This window comes from Paenibacillus sp. FSL L8-0333, assembly GCF_037965665.1.
Classification (GTDB): domain Bacteria; phylum Bacillota; class Bacilli; order Paenibacillales; family Paenibacillaceae; genus Paenibacillus_AQ; species Paenibacillus_AQ odorifer.
On the sequence record NZ_CP150186.1, the window covers coordinates 5,559,431 to 5,584,702 of the forward strand.

General features: G+C 46.1%; 19 protein-coding genes and 1 tRNA gene. 5 read left to right on the forward strand and 15 right to left on the reverse strand.

From position 1 onward, the window contains the following. Positions 1-41: 41 nt before the first annotated feature. The 6 genes from bglX to NYE72_RS24855 form a co-directional block, all read right to left on the reverse strand. Entirely contained in the window at positions 42-2,210 is a 2,169-nt protein-coding gene (gene bglX, locus NYE72_RS24830; protein ID WP_036686991.1) for a beta-glucosidase BglX, read from the reverse strand. 109 nt (positions 2,211-2,319) lie between these two features. Next, positions 2,320-3,924 (reverse strand): extracellular solute-binding protein, encoded by a 1,605-nt coding sequence (locus NYE72_RS24835; protein ID WP_076101011.1) that lies wholly within the window; start codon positions 3,922-3,924, stop codon positions 2,320-2,322. A gap of 57 nt (positions 3,925-3,981) precedes the next feature. After that, positions 3,982-4,881 carry a carbohydrate ABC transporter permease gene (locus tag NYE72_RS24840; protein ID WP_036686985.1) on the reverse strand — a complete coding sequence of 300 codons (900 nt, stop codon included), beginning with the start codon at positions 4,879-4,881 and terminating at the stop codon, positions 3,982-3,984. 17 nt (positions 4,882-4,898) lie between these two features. Beyond that, the gene (locus NYE72_RS24845) at positions 4,899-5,822 is read right to left on the reverse strand and encodes an ABC transporter permease subunit (RefSeq protein ID WP_036687012.1); all 924 of its coding nucleotides are present in this window, start codon (positions 5,820-5,822) and stop codon (positions 4,899-4,901) included. A gap of 62 nt (positions 5,823-5,884) precedes the next feature. Beyond that, complete coding sequence (locus tag NYE72_RS24850; protein WP_339210668.1) at positions 5,885-6,634, reverse strand: alpha/beta hydrolase family protein; 750 nt, start codon at positions 6,632-6,634, stop codon at positions 5,885-5,887. A 24-nt stretch (positions 6,635-6,658) separates the two neighbouring features. Beyond that, complete coding sequence (locus NYE72_RS24855; protein WP_076101014.1) at positions 6,659-7,672, reverse strand: LacI family DNA-binding transcriptional regulator; 1,014 nt, start codon at positions 7,670-7,672, stop codon at positions 6,659-6,661. 444 nt (positions 7,673-8,116) lie between these two features. On the opposite strand from NYE72_RS24855, the gene NYE72_RS24860 reads away from it, so the two are divergent. Further along, positions 8,117-9,025, forward strand: coding sequence for a serine hydrolase (locus tag NYE72_RS24860; RefSeq protein WP_339210670.1), 909 nt, complete (start codon positions 8,117-8,119; stop codon positions 9,023-9,025). A 1,092-nt stretch (positions 9,026-10,117) separates the two neighbouring features. Here the strand turns inward: NYE72_RS24860 and NYE72_RS24865 are convergent. Continuing rightward, positions 10,118-10,191, reverse strand: a tRNA-Arg gene (locus NYE72_RS24865). A gap of 209 nt (positions 10,192-10,400) precedes the next feature. Continuing rightward, on the reverse strand, positions 10,401-10,757 hold the full coding sequence (locus NYE72_RS24870; protein WP_036686975.1) for a hypothetical protein: 357 nt from the start codon (positions 10,755-10,757) through the stop codon (positions 10,401-10,403). A gap of 144 nt (positions 10,758-10,901) precedes the next feature. Here NYE72_RS24870 and asnB point away from each other — a divergent pair, with 144 nt between their 5' ends. Next, the gene (asnB, locus tag NYE72_RS24875; protein ID WP_076099465.1) at positions 10,902-12,746 is read left to right on the forward strand and encodes an asparagine synthase (glutamine-hydrolyzing); all 1,845 of its coding nucleotides are present in this window, start codon (positions 10,902-10,904) and stop codon (positions 12,744-12,746) included. A 113-nt stretch (positions 12,747-12,859) separates the two neighbouring features. Here the strand turns inward: asnB and NYE72_RS24880 are convergent, their stop codons facing one another. The 4 genes from NYE72_RS24880 to NYE72_RS24895 form a co-directional block, all read right to left on the reverse strand. Beyond that, positions 12,860-13,696 (reverse strand): aldo/keto reductase, encoded by an 837-nt coding sequence (locus tag NYE72_RS24880; protein ID WP_076099466.1) that lies wholly within the window; start codon positions 13,694-13,696, stop codon positions 12,860-12,862. A 155-nt stretch (positions 13,697-13,851) separates the two neighbouring features. After that, positions 13,852-14,307: a cupin domain-containing protein gene (locus tag NYE72_RS24885; protein ID WP_036686965.1), complete on the reverse strand. Its 456-nt coding sequence runs from the start codon at positions 14,305-14,307 to the stop codon at positions 13,852-13,854. Positions 14,308-14,409: 102 nt separating this feature from the next. Continuing rightward, positions 14,410-15,345: an SPFH domain-containing protein gene (locus NYE72_RS24890; protein WP_036686962.1), complete on the reverse strand. Its 936-nt coding sequence runs from the start codon at positions 15,343-15,345 to the stop codon at positions 14,410-14,412. Next, complete coding sequence (locus NYE72_RS24895; protein WP_036686960.1) at positions 15,345-15,779, reverse strand: NfeD family protein; 435 nt, start codon at positions 15,777-15,779, stop codon at positions 15,345-15,347. The genes NYE72_RS24890 and NYE72_RS24895 overlap by 1 nt, the downstream gene beginning before the upstream one ends. A 603-nt stretch (positions 15,780-16,382) precedes the next feature. Here NYE72_RS24895 and NYE72_RS24900 point away from each other — a divergent pair. Together NYE72_RS24900 and NYE72_RS24905 are read left to right on the forward strand one after the other, a co-directional pair. Next, positions 16,383-18,326 (forward strand): glycosyl hydrolase family 18 protein, encoded by a 1,944-nt coding sequence (locus NYE72_RS24900; RefSeq protein WP_076099467.1) that lies wholly within the window; start codon positions 16,383-16,385, stop codon positions 18,324-18,326. A 60-nt stretch (positions 18,327-18,386) separates the two neighbouring features. Further along, positions 18,387-20,789, forward strand: coding sequence for a glycosyl hydrolase family 18 protein (locus NYE72_RS24905; protein ID WP_076099468.1), 2,403 nt, complete (start codon positions 18,387-18,389; stop codon positions 20,787-20,789). 412 nt (positions 20,790-21,201) lie between these two features. Here the strand turns inward: NYE72_RS24905 and NYE72_RS24910 are convergent, their stop codons facing one another. The 3 genes from NYE72_RS24910 to NYE72_RS24920 all read right to left on the reverse strand — a co-directional run bounded on the left by NYE72_RS24910 (position 21,202) and on the right by NYE72_RS24920 (position 23,915). After that, entirely contained in the window at positions 21,202-21,858 is a 657-nt protein-coding gene (locus tag NYE72_RS24910) for an XTP/dITP diphosphatase (protein ID WP_038573081.1), read from the reverse strand. A gap of 1 nt (position 21,859) precedes the next feature. Beyond that, the gene (gene rph / locus NYE72_RS24915) at positions 21,860-22,618 is read right to left on the reverse strand and encodes a ribonuclease PH (RefSeq protein WP_036686952.1); all 759 of its coding nucleotides are present in this window, start codon (positions 22,616-22,618) and stop codon (positions 21,860-21,862) included. Between the two features lie 163 nt (positions 22,619-22,781). Further along, on the reverse strand, positions 22,782-23,915 hold the full coding sequence (locus NYE72_RS24920; RefSeq protein ID WP_339212114.1) for a GerMN domain-containing protein: 1,134 nt from the start codon (positions 23,913-23,915) through the stop codon (positions 22,782-22,784). Positions 23,916-24,184: 269 nt separating this feature from the next. Between NYE72_RS24920 and NYE72_RS24925 the strand changes: the two genes are divergently transcribed. Continuing rightward, positions 24,185-24,793, forward strand: coding sequence for a phosphatidylglycerophosphatase A (locus NYE72_RS24925; protein WP_036686950.1), 609 nt, complete (start codon positions 24,185-24,187; stop codon positions 24,791-24,793). Positions 24,794-25,272: the final 479 nt, after the last annotated feature.

Here is a 25,272-nt window from a genome sequence, read left to right on the forward strand (position 1 = left end):
ACACTTCCTCCATTACGGCGTTACTGCCGTATATATTCTACTTATGCTAATGTTAAGCAAAAATCCCGTTCTTTAACCTCATTGCTGTTCGAACCGACGAATAATTTAAATCGTCCCGGATCACTGCTAAAGCTTAGATCGCTATGATAATAACGAAGCTGCTGTTCGGTAAGGGTAAAGGTCACTTCACGACTTTCCCCTGGTGAGAGGTTGATTTTGGCAAAATCCTTCAGTTCCTTCATTGGTCTGACGACCTCTCCGGAAATGTCTCGGATATACAGCTGCACTACCTCTTCCCCATCTACTTCTCCAGTATTGGTCACCGTAACGGTTATTTCAATAGGCTGATTTTCAGTCATGATTTCACCGGACAGAATTGGTTCACTATAGCTAAATGTCGTATAGCTTAGTCCAAAACCAAATGGCAAAAGCGGCTCATTAGGAATATCCAGATATTGCGAGACATAACGTTTGTCGGCACCCGGAGCATGAAGTGGGCGTCCAGTGTTGAAATGATTGTAATAGACTGGAATCTGCCCAACGGATACCGGGAAAGACATCGTTAATCTTCCTGAAGGATTCTCATCTCCATAAAGTAGACTGGCAATTGCCGCTCCGCCTTCACTGCCCGGGAACCAGGCTTCCAGAATAGCATCTGCATGCTCGTACACACCGGCCAAGTCTAGTGGACGTCCATTAAATAACACCACCACGATAGGCTTATTCAGCTGTTTCAGACGTTGTAAAAGCTCAAGCTGAGCTTCCGGCAAACGGATATCTGAACGGCTGCCCGCTTCTCCACTCATCTCTGAATGTTCACCAAGCGCCAGTACAATCACATCAGCTTGCTTAGCAGCCGCTTCCGCCTCCAGCCACTGTTCCTCTGTAAAGCTATCGACTCCAGAACCTTCTGCAACAGTAATCTTACCTGCACCTGCGCGAGCTTGAAGTGCCGGTGCAAGACGGCTTGCCTCTTCCGTTGAACCCAACCACGACCACGGTCCAAGAATATCTCCGCTAGTAGCAAACGGTCCAATTAGCGCAATCCGTTGCTCTGCAGCAAGCGGCAGAACCTGATCATTCTTGAGCAGTACGCAGGATTTAGCCGCCAACTCACGCGCCGCATTTCGATGATCTTCACAGAAGATTACCTCACGCTCTTTCTCGACGTCAGCTCCGCGGAACGGATGCTCGAACAAGCCCAATCTTTGCTTCAATTTCAAAATACGAAGCACAGCTTCATCTATAATCTTTTCATCTACTTGCCCATCTGCAACAAGCGCCGGAAGCTGATGAACGTAACAAGCCGTCATCATCTCGATGTCTACACCAGCTTTGATGGCTTTAAGTGCTGCCTCAGCCTCATCCTCGGCGACACCATGTGGGATCAGTTCCTTCACTGCACCCCAATCCGAAATCAATACGCCATCAAATCCCCATTCTTCACGAAGCAACTGGCGAAGCAGCTTGACGTTGCCGCTTATCGGAATCCCATCAATCGTATTAAATGAAGTCATAACCATTTCTGCACCTTCATCCAGTGCTGCACGATAGGCCGGCAGATAATATTCACGCAGCTGCCGTTCCGATAAATCCACCGTATTATAATCGCGGCCGCCTTCGGATAGACCATAGGCAGCAAAGTGCTTGATACAAGCCGCCAGACGATCCACATCACCAGTCAAGTCGCTTCCTTGAAATCCGCGCACAAACGCACGGGCAAACCTACCATTCAAATATGGATCTTCTCCTGTAGATTCCATTACTCTTCCCCAACGCGGGTCCCGTACAAGATCCGCCATTGGCGCATAAGTAACGTGCACACCGGAGACTGCCGCTTCTTTAGCCGCAATCTCGGCGCTCAGCTCTGCGCGATCCATATCCCAAGAGCAGCCAATTGCCAGCGGGACCGGAAAAATCGTCTTGAAGCCATGCACAATATCCGCCATCATCAGCAAGGGAATGCCCAATCTATTTTTGCGTAAATGGGCTTCCTGAACCGCAATGACTTGCGCTGCACCTGATAGACCAAGTACAGAGCCGCTGCTCTCGATCATGTGGTCCGTAATTCCCATGGATGCCATAGGGCCAGTGATTTGTCCTCCATCCTCTGCCCCTTCATAGAAATTAGCGGCTAGCTGCTGCAATTGTGCAATCTTTTCTTCAAGCGTCATCTGGTTCAACAAGGTAGTCAGTTGCTGCTCATTCATTTCAAATCCTCCATTGTTCAATTCTGCCGATGCCTATGAATGGAAAAACCCGTGTGCAAGAATTGCACGCGGGTCCTGTAGGTTCATTCCTACATGCATAGGGCGAAAGCTATTTTTTTAGATTGTTTAGTTCATCTAGAACCGGCTGAACGAGGGATTGTTTGCTCTTAACCCATTCTTTCCAGTTCGTCTCTAGATCGCCTGGTTTCAAAATCAGGTTAGTGTATTCTGTAGCATAGTCAAAGGAAGCCTGATTTTTAGCCTTGGAATCATACAACTGGTAATCCCAGTCATATTCAGCCGTTGCTTTGTCTTTTAACGCAAGCTCAGCTTTTTCTTTGAACAGTTCTACAGAACGATCGCGATATTCTTTTTTGATCGCAGGGTTCACGACACTAAAGTCATCCGCCAAGACATACAGTCCTTCAAAACGGTTCGGATATTTCTTATCCAATGTTGTTCCTTCAGGGAGCAGGCTGATTAATTCGCCATTTTCGCCTTTTTTCCAATCTGTTCCTTCAAAGCCCAAGTTAACGGTCAATTGACCTTCTTTACTTGTTGTATATTCCATGAAGTCCATAATCCGTTCAAACTTCTCTTTGCTAATATCTGGCGAGAAGATTACAGCAGACCAGAAGTTAACTTGATCGAGGTTACGATATTTACCGTCATCGCCAAGTACAATAGCTGTGTGCACTAGGTCATCACTATTTACACCTAGGTTATCTTTCATTTTAACGTCCATGTCTTTTCTGTAAGAAGCCAAACCACCTAGACTCGTAATACCGGAAACACCGTTAACTGTGAACTTTTGGCCAGATTCGCCATTTTTCCAAGTATAAAACTCAGGGTGCAGTAATCCTTCTTTATAAGTAGTTTGAAGTTCTTTCAGTGCCGCTAATGTTTCATCGTTGGCTGGACCCCATTGGTATTTGCCATCTGCATCTTTATAGAATGCTGACTCTACTCTGGAGTGCACGCTATTAGCCATTACAATATTAGTCAAAGCATCGTTGATGTCATAAGAAATAGGAATGAGTTTATCTCCTACCTTGCCAGGGTCCTTCTCTTTAAGCAATCTAGCAAATTCCATCAGTTCTGTAGTAGTGTAGGCATCCTTCAATTCAAAACCAACGGCTTTAGCCCAGTCAGAACGCAGAGCAATTACTCCGATTTGGTTAATGAGCGGATCTGCCGGCTTGTTCTCAAAGTATACCGGTCTTGGCAGAACATAAGTGCCACCTACCGCTTTCTCCAATTCATCGCCAAGTCCTGTCAGCTTATAAGCGGCTGCCACATTCGGCCAGCGTTCTTTCCAGTCATCTGGCAGCTTGTACAGCAGCCCTTGATCAATGTAATTAAGCGCATCACCGTGAACATAGTTCCAGCTTGCTACGTCAGGAAGATCACCAGAGTTAATCCACAGGCGCAGCTTCTCAGCCCATGAATCCCATTCAATATAGTTGTAATCCCATTTAATATTGAACTTATCCGTAAAATATTTATGATACACGTTATCAAAATCAGATTCTGTTGTCTTAATGGTACTGGCTAACGAAATCTTCAACTCATCTTTATATCCATCTGTTGGATTGCCTGAATTTCCGCTATTAGCATTGTTGTCTGAGCTTGAGCATGCTGCCAACATGATTGGAGTAAGACATAAAACACCGGCAAGGATTGACTTTACAGATTTTCTTTTTAAAATATTCATTTTGTCCTCCTTAAATTGTGTGACTGACCCTCTTTTATATGGATAAATCATAAACCACTAGGTCTTGATAGCCCCTGTAAGTACCCCTTTGGCAAAGTGCTTTTGGAGCATTGGGAAGAAACACATAATAGGAACCATGGTAACGAATACTGCCGCCATTTTCATACCCATGGAGAATGATTGTTTACCCACTGCGTCAACACTTGTGGCATTCGATGCATTCACTTGGGCTTCCATAATGATAGATCGCAACACGTTCTGCAGTGGCATCTGATCCGCTTTCCGCAGGAAGATCATGGCGTCATACCACCCATTCCAGAAGGCTACTCCGTAAAACAATGTGATGGTAGCTACGATTGGAGCAGATAATGGCAGGACTACAGAGAACAGGATTCTCCATTCCCCAGCACCATCAAGTCGCGCAGATTCCATCAGGGACTCAGGCAGACTGCTAAAATAGTTCGACATCAGAATCAGGTTAAACGCACTGAAGCTTCCAGCCAGAATAACTGACCAAAGGTTGCCTGTCAGATGCAGATCCTTCATCACCAGATACAAAGGTACAATCCCGCCATTAAAAATCATTGTGAACAGGACAAGCATAAAAATCAGCTTTTTACCCGGGAATTTATTGCGGCTAAGGCCGTAAGCCATACTTGTCGTTAAGAACAAGCTAAGCGGGAGTCCTAAGATTAAGATCTTAAAGGTATTCCAATACCCTGTCCCGATCCGCCCATCAGCAAAGAGTGCCCGATAGGATTCCAGTGTTGGGTTCTTCGGAAATAACATCATAGGGTTATCAGCGTATTCTTTTTGCGTAGAAAAAGAAATCATAATGACATTCCAGAATGGAATAAGAATGGCCAAAGCTCCCACACTCAGAATTACGAAAATCACATAATCCATAGCGGTCATTTTTTTATGGTCTTGCATAATTGTCAGCTTTTTTTTACTCATACATTTGCACTCCTTTCTTACCGGAATAAACCGTCTCCGCCCATAAGTTTGGCAGCTCTATCTGCCAGAATCAGCAGAATCATATTAACAAGTGAACGGAACAAACTGACTGCAGTGGAGAATGAAAAGTCTGTTGAAGACTGGAACGTGATTCGGTAGATATACACATCTAGTACTTCTGAGACGTTTTTCGTTGCAGCGTTGCTCAAGTTAAAGATTTGGTCAAATCCAGATGACATCAGGCCACCGACGGAAAGGATAAACATAATCGTAATCGTCGGAAGAATGTTAGGCAGAGTAATGCGGAACATTTGCTGCAAGCGTGTGGCACCATCAATCTGTGCGGATTCATATTGGTCTGTATCAATACCAGAAATAGCGGCCATAAAAATAATGGCTCCCCAACCTGCTGATTTCCAGATATCCGTAAGATACAACATCGGAACGAACATTTTTTCAGAACCTAGGAAGTTAATGCCTGTCCCGCCAAACATTTGAATGAGGCTGTTGACCAGACCATCATAGGAAAGCACATTGATAACAACCCCGGATACTACGATCCATGACAGGAAGTTCGGAAATGTGAACACCGTCTGTAAAGCTTTTTTGTAACGATTCATGCGCAGTTCATTCAGCAGCAAGGCCAATATGATTGGAAAAGGGAACTGAATAATCAGCTTACCGATGTTAATGGTTAACGTTCTCCATACGGCGTCAATAAAAGCTGGGTCACGGAACACATAGGTGAAATTCTCGAATCCGCTCCATGGGCTGCCCCAAATTCCTAAATTCGCTTTAAAATCTTTAAAAGCCAGAGATAGACCACCCATCGGCAGATAAGCGAATAGGAAAAGCCACACTAGTCCAGGAAGCACCAGAGTATAGACCATTCTGTTCTTCCAGACTTCCCTTAGGAACAGTTGGAATCTGCTGTCGTTCATTTTTTTAGCCGGTATTGCAACTTCGGATTTCAATTTGCATCTCCTCACTCTGCTTATGTCTTTTAGTTGTACAAGAAATCAAAGGCTGTCTTCAGATGTTCCTCCCAGAATCGCCATTCATGAGTTCCAGGGGTCTCAACATACTGAAATTCATAAGGGGTCGTCTCCAGATAAGCTGCAAATTCCCGATTCATCTCCACAAACGGATCTTCCGAACCACAGCAAGTCAGAATCGAAGGCAGGTTACGTCTATCGTCGACCAATTTAGCGGCTAAAGCGTACAGATCCTGATCCGGCTTAATTTGTAAGCGTTTTCCAAAAGTACCCGCCATCTCCCTCGCCATGTCCTTGGACATTTGCGGATCGTTTAATCGTTTCTGGAGATCGGTAACTCCTGATAACGAAACCACTTTGCTATAACGCTCGGGATAGGTAAGTGCACATTTCAGAGCGCCATACCCGCCCATCGATAAACCAGCGATATACGTCTTCTGCGGATTATCATCCAACCTCATCATTCGGCCACAAAGCTCGGGAAGCTCATGGGTCACATAGTGGAAGTAATCCAGTCCGTACTCCATGTCTGTATAATAGCTCCTGTTTACTTGGGGCATTATGACTGTGCAACCATATTGACTTGCATACTGCTCAATAGTAGTCATCCTGTGCCAAGTACTGGCGTTATCACCAGCACCATGCAGCAGGTAGAGCGTTCCTCCAGACATGTTGCCTGAATCGACGGGGGAGATAATACTGATGGTCGTTGTCATTCTCAAAGTAGGAGAGCCTGTCTCAACTGTTAATAATGCCATGAGTTATCTCCTTTTCGTTCTTATTCATTTGTTTATTTTCTTGCAAGATCCCCGCTTAACCAGTACGGATTCGAATACCATATGTTTGTTTTGCGAATCACCTGTGATCAGGTCAAACAAAATTTCAACACTGGCCTTCGCCATATCCACTCCGGGTTGGCTGATCGTATCCAGAGATGGATGATAATATTCTGCCATTTCAATCCCGTCGAATCCGATAATCGAAACATCATTTGGAATTGATAAGCCCAAAGACAATAACGCCTTAGCAGCCCCAATGGCAATCGTATCTGATGCAGCAAAAACAGCAGTGATATCTTTTTTCTTATTGAGCAGACGTTTGGTAGCTGTAAAGCCAGAGCTTGGACTATATTCACAATCCTCTACCATTGAAGGGTCGTACTCAATTCCATGCTCCTCAAGCGCTTTGATATATCCCATAAGCCGCCGGTTGCCTGTCGTATTTTGTACCAGAGGAAATCTGGCCAAAAAGCAGATATTGCGATGTCCTAATGAGATTAAATAGCTGACAGCCTTATAAGATTCCTGAAGATCATCAATGATCACGCTTGAAAAAACAGCAGGATCGACTTCTTTTGTAGTCGTGATGGTAGTCAGAACAAATGGAACTTTTAATTGTTTGAATTTATCTTCGGAATGATCATACGTTCCGCCCATAAAAACTACGCCATATAGATTTTTTTCTTTTACAAGCTGTAGAGCGATATCGATCTCATCTACTCCATCTTCTACATGCTGGATCATTAGCGGACATCCCCGCAGGTTCACCTGGCGTTCAACTTCCTTGATCATGTCTGCAAAAAACGGGTTTGAGATCCCTTTTACCATTAGCGCTATGGTATTGGATCGCGTTTTTTTCAAGTTGCTCGCATTACCGTTTGGAATATAGTTATGTTCTCTAACAACCGCCATTACTTTAGCTCTAGTTGTATCGCTTACAACACCGCTATTATTGATTACTCTGGAGACTGTGGCGATACCCACGCCTGATAGCCTTGCAATATCTTTGATATTCATATTTACCTTGCTCCACTCCTATGATGAGTCCCCCCTTCACCCGATGAAAATCAGGTTGTGGAAACGCATGAAATGATGGGAAACGTTTCCCATGACATCATTTTGAGTCCTTAGCGTGTTTTTTCCGCTTACTTCGTCCATTATGAACAGGTAATTTTTATAAGTCAACTAAAAACACAAAAAAAATTGTGATTCATCACTTTTTATTTGGTTAAAATTACAATAAGTCTATAGTTACTCAATCTATAAATTAGAAATAATTGGTATTTATATGTCAATCAATAGTTCTCCTTGTTTTATTGACTTTAAAATAAGAATGGAATACCATCAATTTAGCGATTTTCATCGTTTTAACAGAAAACGTTTCCACTCGTTTTTCTAGTTTTTCTTTTTGTCACTTCGCTATCCTAGCTAGGAATATCAAGAGAAAGAAGGACTCTTTTTATGTTGAACATGGCTCAATTCGCAGCTACGGCTCGTGAACGAAACCTCAATATCTTCAATGTTCGTGTGCTTCAAAACGGAAACCTTGTGGGAAAACTGGATCTCACGGAGGATATTCGGCGCTTGCAGCATTCCGTCAGCAAGTCTTTTACTTCTATGGCAGTAGGTCTTGCCATTGATGAAGGGAAGCTGACACTGGAAACAACGCTTAAAGATGTTTTTCCGGAGTATGTCTCTCCTCTTAAACAAACACCTCCTTCCATGCAGCCCGGAGATATAACTTTGTTCGATTTACTGCGAATGAGTACAGGGCACGATTCCCCTCCATTTTGGGCTGAAGAGAGATTAGCCTTGAAGGATAAAAATTGGGTGCAGCATTATTTATCTCTGACTTTAGACAGAGCTCCCGGAGAGAAATTTACATACAGCAGCGGAGATACCATTATGATCTCTGCAATGGTGCAAGCCCGCATCGGGCAAACCGTAAAGGATTATCTGGTACCTCGTTTGTTTGCACCTCTGGGTATAAACAATGTGGATTGGGAAACAACACCTCAAGGGATCACCCTTGGCTGTGCCGGACTTCAGATTAACACGGAAGAGTTAAGCCGGTTTGGACAGCTGCTTTTACAGCAAGGAAAGTGGCAGGGCCAGCAACTGATCCCCGCAGCATGGATCGATTTTGTTACACAAAAACAGATCGACAATGATGGAAACGGCGACTGGGGAGAAGGATACGGCTGCCAATTCTGGCTCTGCTCCCACGACGCTTACCGTGCCGATGGCGCTCATGGACAATTCTGTCTTGTGGTGCCGGACGCTCAAGCAGTCATTGCAATTAACAGCATGGAAGATAACATGCAGGGAATCCTGGACACCGTCTGGGAGGAAATCTGGCCGCTTCTTTAGGAGCGGCCTTTTTATGGCTTGAGGTTAGCGTGCGCATAATGGGTAATTTACATTCTTCGGCGATTAGTACATAACACCGCCAAGTAACCAGCACTTGCTGTTGCTGAGGAGGCTCGCGGACTCAGATGACCTTATTTGCTCATTTATCGCCTTTTGAGATACGTTTCGGACTCCACTGCAGCTATTCTTGAGAAAGTGGCTCATTCGGGGCACGTTTGGCACCAATAGCGACGATGGAGTCCGATAACATCGAAAATCCCACACTTTTCAGCATTTAAGGTCATCTGGGTCCGATAGCAGCTGGGTATGTGCAAATATGGTCTAGATGTTCGAAGTTTGATGTTCAACGATGATTAGTAGCTAAACACGCCCAAGCGTTCACACCAATCGATGCTCAAACCGTAAGTCCCCACCATCAAACTCGCCATGCAGTCAACAACAATAGATGCACAACACCAAGTAACCAGCATTACTCAGACCGAGGAGGCTCGCGGACTCAGATGACCTTATTTGCTCATTTATCGCCTTTTGAGCAACGTTTCGGACTCCAGTGCAGCTATTCCTGAGAAAGCGGCTCTTTTGGGGCACGTTTGATACCAATAGCGACGATGGAGTCCGATAACATCGAAAATTCCGTACTTTTCTGCATTTAAGGTCCTCTGGGTCCGATAGCTGCTGCATATGTGCAAAATAAGTAACTCAACACACCAGTAACCAGCACTTTCTGTTGCTGAGGAGGCTTGCGGACTCAGATGACCTTATTTGCTCATTTATCGCCTTTTGAGCAACGTTTCGGACTCCAGCGCAGCTATTGCTGAGAAAGTGGCTCTTTTGGGGCACGTTTGATACCAATAGCGATAATGGAGTCCGATAACATCGAAAATCCCACACTTTTCAGCATTTAAGGTCCTCTGAGTCCGATAGCTGCTGCGTATGTACAAATGTGATCTAGTCGTTTGAAGTTTAATGTTCAACGATGACTCGAATTTCGACGTTTAGTTCAAGAAGGAAGACAAAGGTATCCCGTGTGTGACCTCGAACTAAAACTCGCGCACGCAAAAACAGCCTTCCCGAAGGAAGGCTGTTAATTGACGTCCCGGAAGGGATTCGAACCCCTGACCGTGCGCTTAGAAGGCGCATGCTCTATCCAGCTGAGCTACCGGGACATATAAGAAATAAATACTATGTATTGACGCAACGATATTTATTATACCTTATTCAGCGGATTTTTCAAGTCAAAACAACTTAGAAAAATAATAAAAGAGTTTTCGGTGCGGTTTTTTTACACGTCAGTATAACCACAGGAAATGAAAAGAACGGCATTTCTGCCGTCCTTTTCAGCGATTCCAGTGTACACTTTACAAGCCTTCGTTATTTACTCCAGCTTTCGAAAACGCTTCTCCAGCTGCTTTTTCAAATCCCCAAAAGTGAGTAATTCTCTTTGAAACTTGGAATGCTCATCTTCTGGCGACATGAAGTTGCTGCCTGTAAATGCACTCGAGGTCACATCTTGAAAAGCGTCATGCATATTGTTATCAAACCAATCGGTAGAGGTATCAGCATCATTAGTCAGAATACGGACAATCTCATATCCCTCTTCACGCCGATCCTCAACGATATACACCAAAAGCGCAGGATCACTAACAGCACCCGGCAAAACACCCACTTCTGCACAAGGCGCACCATCGTACTCCATCATTCTGCGAATTTTGGCGTCTTTAATATAATACACCTGTCATCCTTCCCTCCTGGCAAATTCCCCTCTCCCCTAGTGTTCGGATAAGGACATACATTTTATGCCTTCCTTCGGCATATATCTGTATTACTTGGCAAAAAAGTAAGGACAACAATCGCACAAAAGAGAGGATGAACCATCATGTGCGGAATAACCGGATTTATCCAGTGGCGCGGAGATCTCACTCAGCACTCGCAGCTGCTGGTCAAAATGACTGAAACTTTAGCAAACCGCGGCCCCGATGCAGCCGGAACCTGGATCTCAGGCCCCTGTGCTTTCGGTCACCGCAGACTTAGCGTTATCGATCCGGAGAACGGTGCCCAGCCCATGATCACCCGCCATGAGGAACAGGTATACGCGATTGTTTACAACGGCGAATTATATAACGCCCTCGAACTCAAACAAGAACTTAAGCAGCGAGGGCATCAATTCCGCACCCAGTGCGATACAGAAGTGCTGCTGCATTCCTATATCGAATGGGGGCCGGATTGCGCAGAAAAACTCAATGGGATCTTTGCTTTTGCAGTATGGGACGGTCTTCGCGACCAAGTCTTTTTTGCACGTGACCGTTTAGGTGTGAAACCCCTGTTCTATAGCAAGGTTGATGATGTGCTAGTTTTTGGCTCAGAGCCTAAAGCGTTGCTGCAGCATCCTAAGGTACAACCAATCGTGGGTCCTGAAGGTCTCGCAGAAATCTTCATCATCGGTCCAGCGCGTACACCGGGTCATGGTGTTTATAAGGATATGCAAGAGCTTCGTCCAGGTCATGCTATGATCTATAGCCGTGAAGGTCTGCGCAGTTATGCCTATTGGAAGCTGGAGAGCGCAAAGCATACTGACAATGAAGCAGAGACAGCCGCTAAGGTACGTGAACTGCTCCAAGATACACTCGAACGCCAACTGGTCTCAGACGTCCCTGTTTGCTCTCTTTTGTCGGGAGGGTTGGATTCCAGTGCGCTGACGGCACTTGCAGTGGATTACTACAACCGGAATGGTCAGGGACAAGTGGATACTTATTCCGTAGACTATGTAGATAACGACAAACATTTCAAAAGTCATACTTTCCAGCCGGGAGCAGATGGGCCGTGGATTAAACGAATGGTCGATGAATTGAATACAAACCACCACTACATCTCGTTCGATACCCCGGAGCTTGTAGAAGCGCTGGATAATGCTTTGTACACTAGGGATTTACCAGGGATGACCGATGTAGACTCTTCTTTGTACTTATTTTGCCGGGAGATTAAAAAGAACGCGACAGTAGCTATTTCCGGTGAAGCTGCGGATGAGATTTTTGGCGGATACCCTTGGTTCCACCGTGAGGAAATGCTCTCCTCAGGCACTTTTCCTTGGTCAGTTGCTCCGAAAATGCGTGCAAGTCTACTTTCCCCAGAAATTAACGAGTGGATTCGTCCACTGGAATATTTGGGTGACAGATATAGCGATGCGGTGGCTGAAGTTCCGAAGTTGGATGGAGAAACGGGAAAACAAGCACAAATGCGCGTAATGTCCTATCTGAATATCACCCGCTTCATGCCTACTCTGCTAGACCGTAAAGACCGAATGAGCATGGGTGCAGGGCTAGAGGTACGTGTTCCTTATTGTGATCACCGACTCGTTCAATATGTATTTAATATTCCGTGGGAAATCAAAAATCTGGGGGGCCGTGAAAAAGGGATTTTACGTAAATCTCTTGAAGGCATTCTTCCAGACGATGTGCTCTACCGCAAAAAAAGCCCTTACCCCAAAACTCATAATCCTGCCTATTTAAATGCGGTACGAACTCAGGTATTAAACATTCTGGATGACTCTACTTCACCCATACTTCCATTAATTGATGCTGCCAAAATCCGTGAGATCGCCGCTTCTCCGGAATCCTCAACCAATCTGCCTTGGTTCGGCCAGCTCATGTCCGGTCCTCAGCTGTTTGCTTACCTCGCCCAAGTGGATCTCTGGCTGCGTAAATATAACGTCTCCATCCAATAAGCGCGTAGAGAACTGAGATAATCGACAAGCCAAACAGCAAGTCCCCGTATCCGGTGACTTGCTGTTTGGCTTGTATTTGCAATAATTACTCTACGATCTTATCTGAACGATCCTTAAAAGTTAAAGTTGTCCGGGTCCGGGCCAAATCGATGGTCTTTGTTCAAGCCCTCGATAGTTTTGACATCCTCATCACTAAGCGTAAAGTCAAAGAATCCCGCATTCTCCTTGATTCGATCCGCATGTACGGATTTAGGTATCGTAATGACACCTTGCTGCAAATCCCAGCGAAGTACAATTTGAGCAGGGGTCTTGCCATACTTCTCAGCCAGCTCGTTTAAGAGCGGTAGATCAAGATTCCCTTGCATTAATGGACTCCATGCTTCAAGCTGAATGCTCTGTTCATTGGCATATTTCAGCAGCTCACGCTGAGTCAACAGCGGATGGAATTCCACCTGATTCACCACTGGTACCACTCCGGTATCCTCGATGATATCTTTCAGATGATGAACCTGAAAATTGCTCACGCCGATAGATTTGATGAGGCCCTCTTTTTGCAGATGAATTAAGGCCTTCCATGTCTCACGATATTTTCCTGCCACCGGCCAGTGTATGAGATACAGATCTAGATAGTCCAGACCTAGCTTGCGCCGGCTATCCTCGAACGCTTTTAGCGTAGACTCATAACCTTGATCAGGATTTCGTACTTTAGTCGTAATAAACAGCTCATCCCGGGCCACTCCACAATCACGAATAGCTTGTCCTACGCCTTCTTCGTTATTGTATCCGGCTGCCGTATCAATACTTCGATATCCTAATTCCACTGCGGTTTTGACCGCATGAATAACCTCTTCGCCATCTTTAGTCTTATACACGCCAAGACCCAGCCACGGCATGGTCACCCCATCATTTAAAGTAGGACCACCCGAGAACGGTGCATTCAATTCACTCATCACTTAACCCTCCAAGCTTATTGTTATTTCGTTAAACATACTTAACCTTTTTACCCACTTAAGAAGCAAACGCTACCATAAAAAGTATAGCAGATGGCTTCATCATTCCCCAAATCCTTATAAAAAAACGGAGGCGTAAGCGCCCCCGCTCTTCTTTATTTCTCAATTAGTTTGAAATCATCAAAATGGAATTCAGGAGAAACAATACAGGATACCAGCGTCGGCTCTTTGCCTAACGAACGCGCGGCCTGCCATACTCCCGCTGGAACAACCACTTGTGGCTGCTGGCCTGCAGCAATATCGAGACCCAGAATAACTTCCTGCACATCCTCAGGCTTATCTCCATTACCTCCGAGACTAAGCACGATTGGACTACCGGAATGCCACAACCAAACTTCATCGGACAATACAGTATGCCAATCAGATTGTTCGCCTTCGTGAAGCAGAAAATAAATTGAAGATGCCGAATGACGTGATCCAGAATAGCTATCGCCTAACACTTCCTGCGAAATTTCAAATTCCGAATTCCAAAGTCTTTTGTACCAACCACCCTCAACGTGAGGCTGTAATCCAAGCAGTTCAACTAGCGGTGAAATTTCTTTTTGCGTCACAGTAGCTTCTCTCCTTCAAAGTTAGCATGAACAACAATAGCTTCATATGCATAAGGTTGTTTTTGCTTTTTACTTTAACGGAATAAGCTCGAATTGTAAAATCTATTTACTGTCCTTGCTCGCTTTGAAGACTTCCGCAATCGCTCCAAGACTTCCCAGCGTTTCAACAGCGCTAGTTGGCAAGAACACTTTATTAGCAGGGCCTTTGGCAATCTCAGCCAGAGCCTCGAAGGAACGATAAGCCAGCACCTGCTCATCCAGACCTGCTGAACGAATCAGCTCAATGCGTGATTTTTCTGCTTCTGCCACGGCTTGAATCGCTTTAGCCTCACCGTGTGCTTCCAGTTCCTGCGCCTGCCGTGAACCCTCTGCTTGACGGATACGCGCTTCTTTATCGCCTTCTGCTTTTAGAATCTTACTCTGTTTATCCCCTTCAGCGCGTAGGATCATATCCTGCTTGGCAGCTTCCGCTTCCAAAACAATGGCACGTTTGCTCCGCTCTGCTTTCATCTGCTTATCCATCGCTTCCTGAATATCCAACGGCGGTTTGATATCGATAACTTCCACACGCTCGATTCGCACGCCCCACTTCTCAGTAGCTTCATCGAGGGCAAGACGGATATCCGTCGAAATCTTTTCCCGTCCAGACAAGGTCTCATCCAATTCCAGCTTACCGATGATTTGCCGCATCGTTGCCGTCGAAATGTTTCTTACCCCATAGACATAATCAGAAATACCATAAGTAGCTTCCTCTGGTCCAACCACCTGGTAGAAAATAATCGTATCAATCTGCACCTGCACGTTATCCTTTGTAATTACCGTTTGCGGAGGTACATTTGCTTGTTGAATCCGTAAATCATGGTAGGTGCGCACCTGATCAATTACAGGAATCAGAATGTTCAGCCCCGGTGTCAGCAGACGATTAAATTTACCGAGCCTTTCCACTACGCCTACCCGCTGCTGTGGTACGATTTTGACTGTTAATGCCACAAAAACTACGACCACTACAATAATAATTGCGATAATTGCCCATTGCATTAGTTCATTTCCCCCCATCGTTCTACTTCGATAATCGTCGTGCCTCTTTTCACTACTCTTACAACCTCATCCTTGCCCAGAGACTGTTCAGAGGTCGCGCTCCACGTATCTCCGCCTACCTTCACTTGCCCGTAACGTCCCTGCTCTATCGGCTCAACAACTACTCCTTGCCTACCGATGATTTCTGTACCTGTATCCTTGAACCCACGTGAATGGCGAAATCTAGAAACCAGTGGTTTCGAGAATATAGTCAGACCAAGTGCGACCAGTGATCCAAGGACCACCTGAAACAAAATGGCTTCGGGAACAATCAGCGACACCAAACCTGCGGCCAAAGCACCAATACTAAGCCACAATAAATAAAAAGTAAGCGTCATCATCTCTACAACAAACAGGACACCGGCTGCGATCAGCCAAAACACCCACACAACCATCGGTGAGCCCACCACCTTCCGTATGATACTACTATAACGAAAAGAAACATCGATGCGTTGCATAGTTCCATAAAAAAATATTTCAGACATGTATATAATTTATATTCATTACATCGGTGGTTATGTGTTTCTTCATGAGTTTCTTGATAAAAGGCGAGTATACAAATCCAAAAGGGTTCACTTTTTGACAAGTCACTATAAATTAGAAAATTCTCCCCCTATATCACCTGATTTTATCCCTAGCGCAATTGCAAGCTATGCTTGAGAATAAGAGTTACCATCACCCATTTATATCTAATTCATCCTAATTATCCAACTTCCAAACATCCTCCTCTATTCATTCAAACCATACACAGCATGTTACATCTTTTAAAATCAATGGAAACAGCAGCACACAAAAAGCATAAAAGAAAGCGCTTACTGATTGGGTAAGGCTTGATTTGGACCGCTGCTTTTTTGCTGCTGAATCTACGAATTGAACTTCAATAGAATGATAGGGACGCCAAGGGTGATGGTGCACTACAACCGACGGGAGGTGAAGGTCAGGACATCTTGCCGAAAAGAATTTCGAACTACACTTTGAATCTAGGAGGTAGAAATTCAATGATCTTCACGAAAAAAGCTTCACGCAAAACCTTTGCAATTGCGATGATCGCCGCGCTTGTTCTGACACTCTTTTCCACCCTGGGTGGCAGTCCCAAAACAGCCAACGCCGCACAGGATTACAAACTGGTTGGTTATTACGCTTCATGGGCCGCTTACGGGCGTGCTTACAATGTAACAGATATCGATCCTACCAAAATGAATGTCATTAACTACGCTTTTGCGGATATTTGTTGGAATGGCATTCATGGCAATCCCGACCCCACCGGCCCTAATCCGGTGACCTGGTCTTGCCAGAATGAACAAGGCCAAGCCATCAGCGTTCCGAACGGTACGATTGTTCTTGGTGACCCTTGGATTGACACTGGAAAAAGCTTCGGGGATGACAAATGGGATGATCCCATCAAAGGTAACCTGAAGCAGCTATGGAAGCTGAAGGAAAAGAACCCGAACCTGAAGACCCTAATCTCCGTTGGGGGCTGGACCTGGTCGAACCGTTTCTCGGATGTAGCTGCGACAGCTGCGACCCGTGAGGTTTTTGCCAATTCCGCGGTTGATTTTATTCAAAAATACAAGATGGACGGCGTGGATCTCGACTGGGAATATCCAGTAAGTGGTGGACTCGCAGGCAATAGCTACCGTCCTGAAGATAAAGAAAACTATGTACTGCTGCTGCAAAAAGTTCGCGAAAAGCTAAATGCAGCCGGCGCGGCGGATGGAAAAACCTATCTGCTGACCATTGCTTCCGGGGCAGGCCCAACGTATATCAACAACAATAACCTGGCCGGCATTGCTTCCGTTGTCGACTGGATCAATATTATGACCTATGACTTTAATGGGAGCTGGAACACCACCACCGGACATAATGCTCCGTTGTACTATGATCCCGCAGCTTCCGCTTCGGGCTTAACCGAACCGCAAAATTTTAACATCGATAAAGCGGTAACCTCCTATCTTGCGAATGGTGTACCTGCGAACAAGCTTGTACTTGGCATGGCTTTTTACGGTCGTGGTTGGGGCGGAGCTCCGGCTTCAGGAAACGGCCAATATCAGGTATCCGCTGGCATCTCACCAACAGGAACATGGGAAAAAGGCAGCTATGATTTCTATGATCTCGAAGCTAATTATATCAACAAAAACGGCTATACCCGCTATTGGAATGATACATCCAAAGTGCCTTATCTCTATAATCCAACAAATCAAACCTTTATCAGCTATGACGACGTAGAATCCTTTGGCCACAAGATCAGCTACCTGAAGTCCAAGGGTCTTGCAGGTGTCATGTTCTGGGAAACAAGTGGTGACCGGAACAAAACACTAACCAATAAACTAAACGCCGATCTTGGTGGCGGAGTGGTGCAGCCGACACCGACACCATCCACATCACCAACACCTACGGCAACTCCAACTCCTACGGCAACAGCAACGCCAACGCCAACTGCAACCGTGACGCCAACCCCAACGCCTACACCGGGACAATGTTCGGCAGCGGCCTGGGGTGCAACAACCGTATACACTGGCGGACAGCGTGTCTCCTACAATGGCTCAGTCTATGAAGCCAAGTGGTGGACGCAAGGGGATCGTCCTGATCTTAGCGGACCTGATGGGGTCTGGAAATTCATCAGCGTATGCGGAACAGCGACACCAACGCCAACTGCAACTGTGGTCCCAACTTTAACACCTACGGTAGTACCAACGCCTACCGCAACCGTTGCACCTACGCCTACTGTCGCGCCAACGCCAACTGCAACCGTTGCACCTACGCCAACTCCTTTGCCTACCGCTACACCTACTTCGGAAGGGTCTAGCTGGGGAACAGGCGTTGCGTACAAAACAGGTGATGTCGTCGCCTACAACGGAAAAACATATACCTGCTTGCAGCCCCACACTTCACTTCAGGGCTGGGAGCCAGCCACCACACCTGCTCTTTGGAAGCTCAATTAAAGTCATGCAGGAAGCAGCGTTCCCTAAATAACATTATCCCCCCTTGGAGGTATATTAAATATGATTGCAAAAGCACGTGCTAAGCGCAAAATATCCATAAGTTACCTTGCTGCGCTAATGAGCCTAATCGTTCTGGTTCCACTTTACACCGGGACAGGTGCATCCTTACCAGTGGCCCATGCAACGGAAACAACACCTTCCGCTCCCGCTCCAGCAGCTGACCATCCTCGCAAAATCGTTGCTTACTTCCCAGAGTGGGGCGATCAGGAGAACAAAGGATTTTACACCGTAGACAAAATTCCGTGGGATAAAATTACCCATATTAACTACGCCTTCGCCAAGGTAAATCCTCAAACGAACAAGATTGATCTCATGGACCGTACAGCTGCAATCGAAAAAGACTATCCCGGTCAGCTGACTACCCTGCCTTTTAAGGGGCATTTTAACCAACTGATCAAGTACAAACAGCTCTATCCTGATGTACGCACCCTGATTTCTGTTGGCGGCTGGTCGGGTTCCGGAGGATTCTTCAACATGGCGAATTCGGAAGCCGGGCGAGAAGCTTTTGCCAATAGTGTTGTGGATTTTCTGCGTACCTATCAGTTCAACGGAGTGGACATCGATTGGGAGTACCCTTCTGGCACTGGGCAGTCCGGTAATCCTAACGATTTTGCCGTGGCAGAACCGCTGCGTACAGTTAATTACAACAACTACGTTCTTCTTATGAAAAAACTTCGCGAAAAGCTCGATCTGGCAGGTTCACAAGACAATCAGAAATATGATCTGACCATTGCGGCCACCGCCTCTTCCTGGATTCTTGGGGGCATGAAGCTTGGGGAAGCCAATCAGTATTTAGACTGGGCGAACCTTATGACCTATGATTTCCATGGTGCGTGGAATGGTTATGTAGGGCCGCATTCTGCACTGTACCCGGATTCCCGCGATACTGAAACTGCTGCGCTGGGTACTCCGGTTCTGAATACCGACTGGGCGGTCCGATACTATCTCGGTACGCTTCCTCCGGAAAAAATCGTGATCGGAGTTCCTTATTATTCACGAGGCTGGAAAAATGTGAATGGAGGCATCAACAATACCGGCCTTTACGGCACAGCTCCGACAACCGGTGGGGGAGCAGATGGCCAATACGGCATCTGGAATGATCCCGCACCAGAGCAGCCTGCTGGTGCAAATCCAATCTGGCATGTGCTAAATCTGCTCAAAGATCCAGCGAATAAACGTTACTTCGATCCTGTTACCAAAACACCGTACTTGTTCAACGCAGACAAGAAGGTTTTTCTTACGTATGAAGATAAGGAATCTCTAGGCTACAAGCTGGATTACATTAAACAAAAAGGCTTGGGAGGCATGATGTTCTGGGAATTAACGGGCGATTACTCTGAGCAGAGCGATGGCACTTATACGTACGGCAATTCTCTGACCGATTTTGCCTATGATCAGCTGAAGACAGCCTCGCCGCCGGGCGGAGCTCCTAAGCCGCAGTTGCCTGAACCTAAAAACTTCAACCTCAGCTTCAGCGGCGCTTATGATCATCCGAACTATACCTATTCATTAAAAATAACGAACAACACCGGTGCGGATATTCCCGGTGGCTGGAAGCTGGAATTCGACCTGCCAACAACTACAACCCTAACCTCGGCATGGGGAGCCGGTAGCGTTGAGCAAATCTCCACGGCCTGGGATTTCAACCGCTACCGTATTACAGGCACAGCTACTCAAACTATTGCGAATGGAGCTTCACTTGAAATTCCGGGTATGATGAAGCTGAATTTTTCAGGCGGTCCACAGCGAATCACCCTGAACGGAAACTCGTCCCAACAGGAATACGATAAACTGTACGGAGGCATTACGCCAACACCAACACCGTCTGCATCACCGACAGCAACACCTACTCCGACGACTACACCAACAGCAACACCAACGGCAACACCTACAACAACACCGACTCCGACGGCAACCGTGACGCCAACGCCAACTGTAGCGCCAACACCTACTCCTACGCCGGGACAATGCTCGGCAGCGACCTGGAATGCGGCAACCGCATATACTGGCGGACAACGTGTTTCCTACAACGGCTCAATCTATGAAGCCAAGTGGTGGACACAAGGCGATCGTCCCGATCTTAGCGGACCGGACGGTGTCTGGAAATACATCAGCGTATGTGAAACAGCAACGTCTACACCAACGGCAACTGTAGCTCCAACGGTAACACCGACTTTGACACCAACGGTGGCACCGACGCCTACAGCAACCGTAACACCCACGCAAACTCCATTACCGACTGCTACACCTACTTCGGGAGGTTCTAGCTGGGTAACAGGAGTTGCTTATAAAGTAGGTGATGTCGTTGCCTACAGTGGAAAAACGTATACCTGCTTGCAGCCTCACACTTCACTTCAGGGGTGGGAGCCAGCTTCTACACCTGCTCTTTGGAAGCTGATATAATCGGGTGCTCTCTTTGATTCCAACAAGAAGATTGTCCCATTACAAGGAGAACATCCCATTATTAGTGCAGAGTCATACTCATTCTCTGGGGCTTACGTTAAGGACCCAGTTGACGTTATTTACAAATTTCAAGCCTTTGGAGCTATGTTTCGGACTCCAGTGCTGCTATTCCTTATGAAATGCTTCTTTTGGGGTGTTTTTCGTGCCCATAGCGACTTTGGGGTCCAGTAGAATCTCAATTATCGGAAATAGCTACGTTTAAGGTCAGCTGTGTCCGGGTGGCAGCTTCATACGGGTAAATGTGTTAGAATCGAACGAAGTTTGAGGCTTAGTTCAAAGGGAAGGTATAAAAAACGGGGGTGCCCAGCAGCCATTTCGCGGCTTTTGGACACCCCCACTTTTATAAAAAACTCTATTCCGGCGATAGGCCGCCTTCAGCCGCCAGTTTCTTCTCCAGCTTCGCCGTCAGCAGTCGCAGTGCAGTTCCTCGATGGCTGATCTGCTGCTTCTCTTCCAGCGTAAGCTCGGCCATAGTTTTTTCATGTTCCGACAGGTAGAATAGCGGGTCGTAACCGAAACCACCGGCACCTGATGGTTCTGAAGTAATCCAACCTTCGACCGCACCTTCTGCGGTTAGCTCCTGCTTGGAAACTGGATCGTACAGCGATAAAGTACAGACGAACCTAGCCGTGCTCAGCAAAGGCTGATCTGTGTCTTCCCCCTGTTTCAATCTCTCTAGCTCGCTAAGCAGCTTTAGGTTATTTTCCCCATCCGTAGCATCTTCACCTGCAAAACGTGCAGAGTACACACCAGGTCTGCCATCCAAAGCATCTACACAAAGACCCGAATCATCAGCGAGTACCGGAATTCCAAGTGCGTCACCTACGGCTTTGGATTTTTTAAATGCGTTTTCTGCAAAAGTAGCTCCGTCTTCTACCACATCGGGCAGATGCGGATAGTCATACATACTCTTAACTGTCAGGCCCAGCGGGGCAAAAGCGTGCTCGAATTCGCGCACCTTCCCCTTATTCTTCGTAGCGACAATGAGAATATTGCCCGTGGAATTCATGTTACACCTCTTGGCCCGGCTGGCCGGAAGGGATTTTCAGAGCAATCGCTCCGAGCGCTTCTTTTTGTGCGGCAATCAGTTCATAAATCCCTTTCTCACCTAGACCCAACAAAAGATCCAGCTCTTGACGCGAGAATGGTCTTTCTTCGCCAGTTCCTTGTACCTCAACAAAAGCACCGCCGCCGGTCATGACTACATTCATATCCACTTTGGCTTTGGAATCCTCTTCATAATTCAGATCGAGCAGTGTTTTATCCCCTACAACACCTACACTAATTGCTCCCAAAAAGTCTGTTATAGGAAAAACAGCCAGCTTGTGCTGTAGTGCAATTTTATTAATAGCAAATGCCATGGCAACAAAAGCGCCTGTTATCGAAGCCGTCCGAGTTCCCCCATCCGCCTGAATCACATCACAATCCAGCGTAATGCTGCGTTCACCTAACGCTTGTAAATTCACCACGGAGCGAAGCGCACGGCCGATCAGCCGTTGGATTTCCATTGTACGTCCGGTAAGTTTACCGCGTGCAGCTTCACGTTGATTACGGGACTGAGTGGCCCGAGGAAGCATCGAATATTCAGCAGTTACCCAGCCTTTTCCTTGTCCTTTAAGAAACGGAGGCACTTTTTCCTCTACAGTAGCCGTACAAATAACTTTGGTGTCTCCCATCTCAATGATCACGGAGCCCTCAGCATATTTATTCGTTTGGGTCGTTATTGTCAGCGGCCGTAATTGGTCGTCAGTTCGCCCGTTTGATCTCATCTTTTCTGCCTCCTACATCGTATAGCTAATAGTTTAGTGTGAGTCCCGTTTCCCTGTTGTTCATTGCGGCAGTTCACCGTTCGGGACGTTACGTCTTTTTGAGCAACTTTTATTCTACCAAAGAGGAGGCACAAAAGCATCTTTTAAACCTTAGAAGGTCATTCTATAACGGGAGCTCGTTCAAAAATTCAGGTGCAGAAACAGGTTTGCTATAATCCACATTGTCAGTGTCAGTAATCGATTGTTTGCCGTTCAAACGAATTTGAACCAGAGCATCTTCCGTATTTTGCGCAACAGTCAGAACAACCGATTCCAGCAATTCGGCAGGAACTTCCTTCCCATCTGCGAACATATCGTCAGTCAAGGATACAGTAACAACACCGTTTTGTCCGGCTTCAACCGAATCAAGTGATGTGCCCTGTGTCATAACCATTTCCAGACCGTCTCCGGATTCAGGTCCCGCAATCAGTTCATTGATAGCAGCAGTCAGCTGTTCTTGCCCTGCGGGTACAAAGCGCGTAACCGGAACATAATATTGGATACCGTCAGGAGATGTTGTGGAAAAATAAACAGTAACCGCACTAGAGTTCATCAAAGATGGACCTTGTTTAGGCAGGTTAATGCCCATTGTGCGGGACAGCGGGCGATCCAGCGGAGTACCTTGAAGCGGCATTTCCGTAAGCTTTTTACCATCTACCCAGAACTGTACACCTTTAATGTCATCTTGACCGGTCAGCGTCCAAGTGATCGCTTCAAGGATTTTGCGTTCATCCGCAGCATCGTAGTTGTTAAATTCCGAATTGAACTCAACAACTGCCAGATTCGACTTGTCTACCGTAATGCTTTGCACCTCAGTTCCAGCTGGTAGAATGCCTTGGAAGCCTTCTGGCAATGAGGACGCATATTCTCCCTTATTCACTAATGCCATTAAAGAGTTCTTGAGCGTGCTGGAATCTTTGCTTTTTGGCAGATTTAGCGACACTGGAGCGAGTAAGCCGTTTCCATCTTCCAAATATACGGTCGTCCGGTCACCGGAAGCCGTTGTTTTATCCGTTGCTTTAGCGGTTTTGGTGCTGTCCTTAACAGCTCTTTGTGCATCATCCTGAGCCACTGGACCAAATACACCTGAATCCAAAGTGTTATTTCCCTCTGTCTGTAGCATCTGCGCTTCAACCTCAGGTGGCGGAGCATCAATCGATGCTGATTCCGAACCGAACAAGCCACAACCGGACAGTGCCAGTGGAACTGCGAGTAGGCAGACCGCGGAAATCCCGCGGATTTGTTGCATTGTTTTCATCATTTATTACCCCTTTCAAGGTTAGATAGCATTTGTACTGCTATGTATACGAGACCTTTGTCCAAAAAATAACAACTGCTTATCCTAAATTGTTGGAAAAGCCTGTGTACTTTATTTTCAGGTTGGGTTGGATCTAGATTTTAATTCACATAGACTCCGCTTTCTGGACAAATACTTCTTCTAAACGTACAATCTGAGATAACACCAGCGCTTAACATCATGCTAACGAACGTTGTAATGCAAAGACTTAACTTACGAGGTGACTAATCATGGCTGATGAACCAATCGCAAAAATACCTTACAGTCTGAACAGCAAGGCAGTCGCAGATGCGACCAAAGTGTGGTTGAATAAGCGTGGAGTGAACCTGCAGGAAATCGCAGAGCTCGTTATGTTTCTGCAAAAAAAATATTATCCAAACTTAACAATGGAAGAGTGTGTCCATAACGTTGAGATGGTACTCAGCAAACGGGAAGTGCAAAATGCAGTACTTACGGGCATTCAATTGGACATGCTCGCGGAGGAGGGGAAGTTGTTTCCGCCGCTTCAGGATATGATCGAAAATGATGAGGGATTATACGGAGTGGATGAGATTCTGGCTTTCTCCATCGTAAATGTATACGGCAGCATTGGCTTCACCAACTATGGTTATGTGGACAAGCTTAAGCCAGGCGTTCTTGAACGGTTGAACGACAAAAACACCGGGCAGATCCACACCTTTCTCGACGATATCGTCGGAGCTGTAGCCGCTGCAGCTAGTAGCCGAATCGCACACCGTAAGCAAGCAGAGCGTGAGATAGACCTCGAACTTCCGCATTCACCTGAGGATCGCGAAGAAGCTGCAAGGAAACTTGCAGAACATGAAAAACAACCGGAGTAACCGGTGTTTTGGGTACACTCTGAGAATTAAAAAGCGATTGTTTCGTAGCCCTTGCGGGTTATGAGACAATCGCTTTTTTTGAGGTTGGGTTGGGTTGGGTTGGGTTGGATTGGGTTGGGGACCGTTTTAGGGAAAATCTCCCTAAAAAATACCGAAAATCGTTCAAAACCTAAGGTATTAGGGAATTCTTCCCTAATAACTCTACGAAAACCTTAATTTATAGCTACATTCGTAGAATATTAGGGAGAAATTCCCTAATATCCGCTCTACACCTCAACAATCCTCAAAAAACAGGGAGGAATTCCCCAATTAGTCAATACCAACACTTAGTTACTCGACAAGATGTGTTTCTACCCACGAATAGCGGCATCTGAGTCCGAATGATCTGTGTGACGCATAAGTAAAGTAATCAAATGTTAGTTGGTAATGCGATCGGACTCAGGTGACCCTATTTCCATAAAACACCCTTGATTTAGTCA

Coding starts and splice junctions, on each gene's coding strand:
- NYE72_RS24925 (WP_036686950.1), top strand. CDS start 24,185: ATGGCTGATGAACCAATCGCAAAAATACCTTACAGTCTGAACAGCAAG.
- NYE72_RS24905 (WP_076099468.1), top strand. CDS start 18,387: ATGATTGCAAAAGCACGTGCTAAGCGCAAAATATCCATAAGTTACCTT.
- bglX (WP_036686991.1), bottom strand. CDS start 2,210: ATGAATGAGCAGCAACTGACTACCTTGTTGAACCAGATGACGCTTGAA.
- NYE72_RS24845 (WP_036687012.1), bottom strand. CDS start 5,822: ATGAACGACAGCAGATTCCAACTGTTCCTAAGGGAAGTCTGGAAGAAC.
- NYE72_RS24835 (WP_076101011.1), bottom strand. CDS start 3,924: ATGAATATTTTAAAAAGAAAATCTGTAAAGTCAATCCTTGCCGGTGTT.
- NYE72_RS24900 (WP_076099467.1), top strand. CDS start 16,383: ATGATCTTCACGAAAAAAGCTTCACGCAAAACCTTTGCAATTGCGATG.
- NYE72_RS24920 (WP_339212114.1), bottom strand. CDS start 23,915: ATGAAAACAATGCAACAAATCCGCGGGATTTCCGCGGTCTGCCTACTC.
- NYE72_RS24855 (WP_076101014.1), bottom strand. CDS start 7,672: ATGAATATCAAAGATATTGCAAGGCTATCAGGCGTGGGTATCGCCACA.
- rph (WP_036686952.1), bottom strand. CDS start 22,618: ATGAGATCAAACGGGCGAACTGACGACCAATTACGGCCGCTGACAATA.
- NYE72_RS24840 (WP_036686985.1), bottom strand. CDS start 4,881: ATGAGTAAAAAAAAGCTGACAATTATGCAAGACCATAAAAAAATGACC.
- NYE72_RS24860 (WP_339210670.1), top strand. CDS start 8,117: ATGTTGAACATGGCTCAATTCGCAGCTACGGCTCGTGAACGAAACCTC.
- NYE72_RS24895 (WP_036686960.1), bottom strand. CDS start 15,779: ATGGTTGTGTGGGTGTTTTGGCTGATCGCAGCCGGTGTCCTGTTTGTT.
- NYE72_RS24890 (WP_036686962.1), bottom strand. CDS start 15,345: ATGCAATGGGCAATTATCGCAATTATTATTGTAGTGGTCGTAGTTTTT.
- NYE72_RS24910 (WP_038573081.1), bottom strand. CDS start 21,858: ATGAATTCCACGGGCAATATTCTCATTGTCGCTACGAAGAATAAGGGG.
- NYE72_RS24850 (WP_339210668.1), bottom strand. CDS start 6,634: ATGGCATTATTAACAGTTGAGACAGGCTCTCCTACTTTGAGAATGACA.
- NYE72_RS24880 (WP_076099466.1), bottom strand. CDS start 13,696: ATGAGTGAATTGAATGCACCGTTCTCGGGTGGTCCTACTTTAAATGAT.
- asnB (WP_076099465.1), top strand. CDS start 10,902: ATGTGCGGAATAACCGGATTTATCCAGTGGCGCGGAGATCTCACTCAG.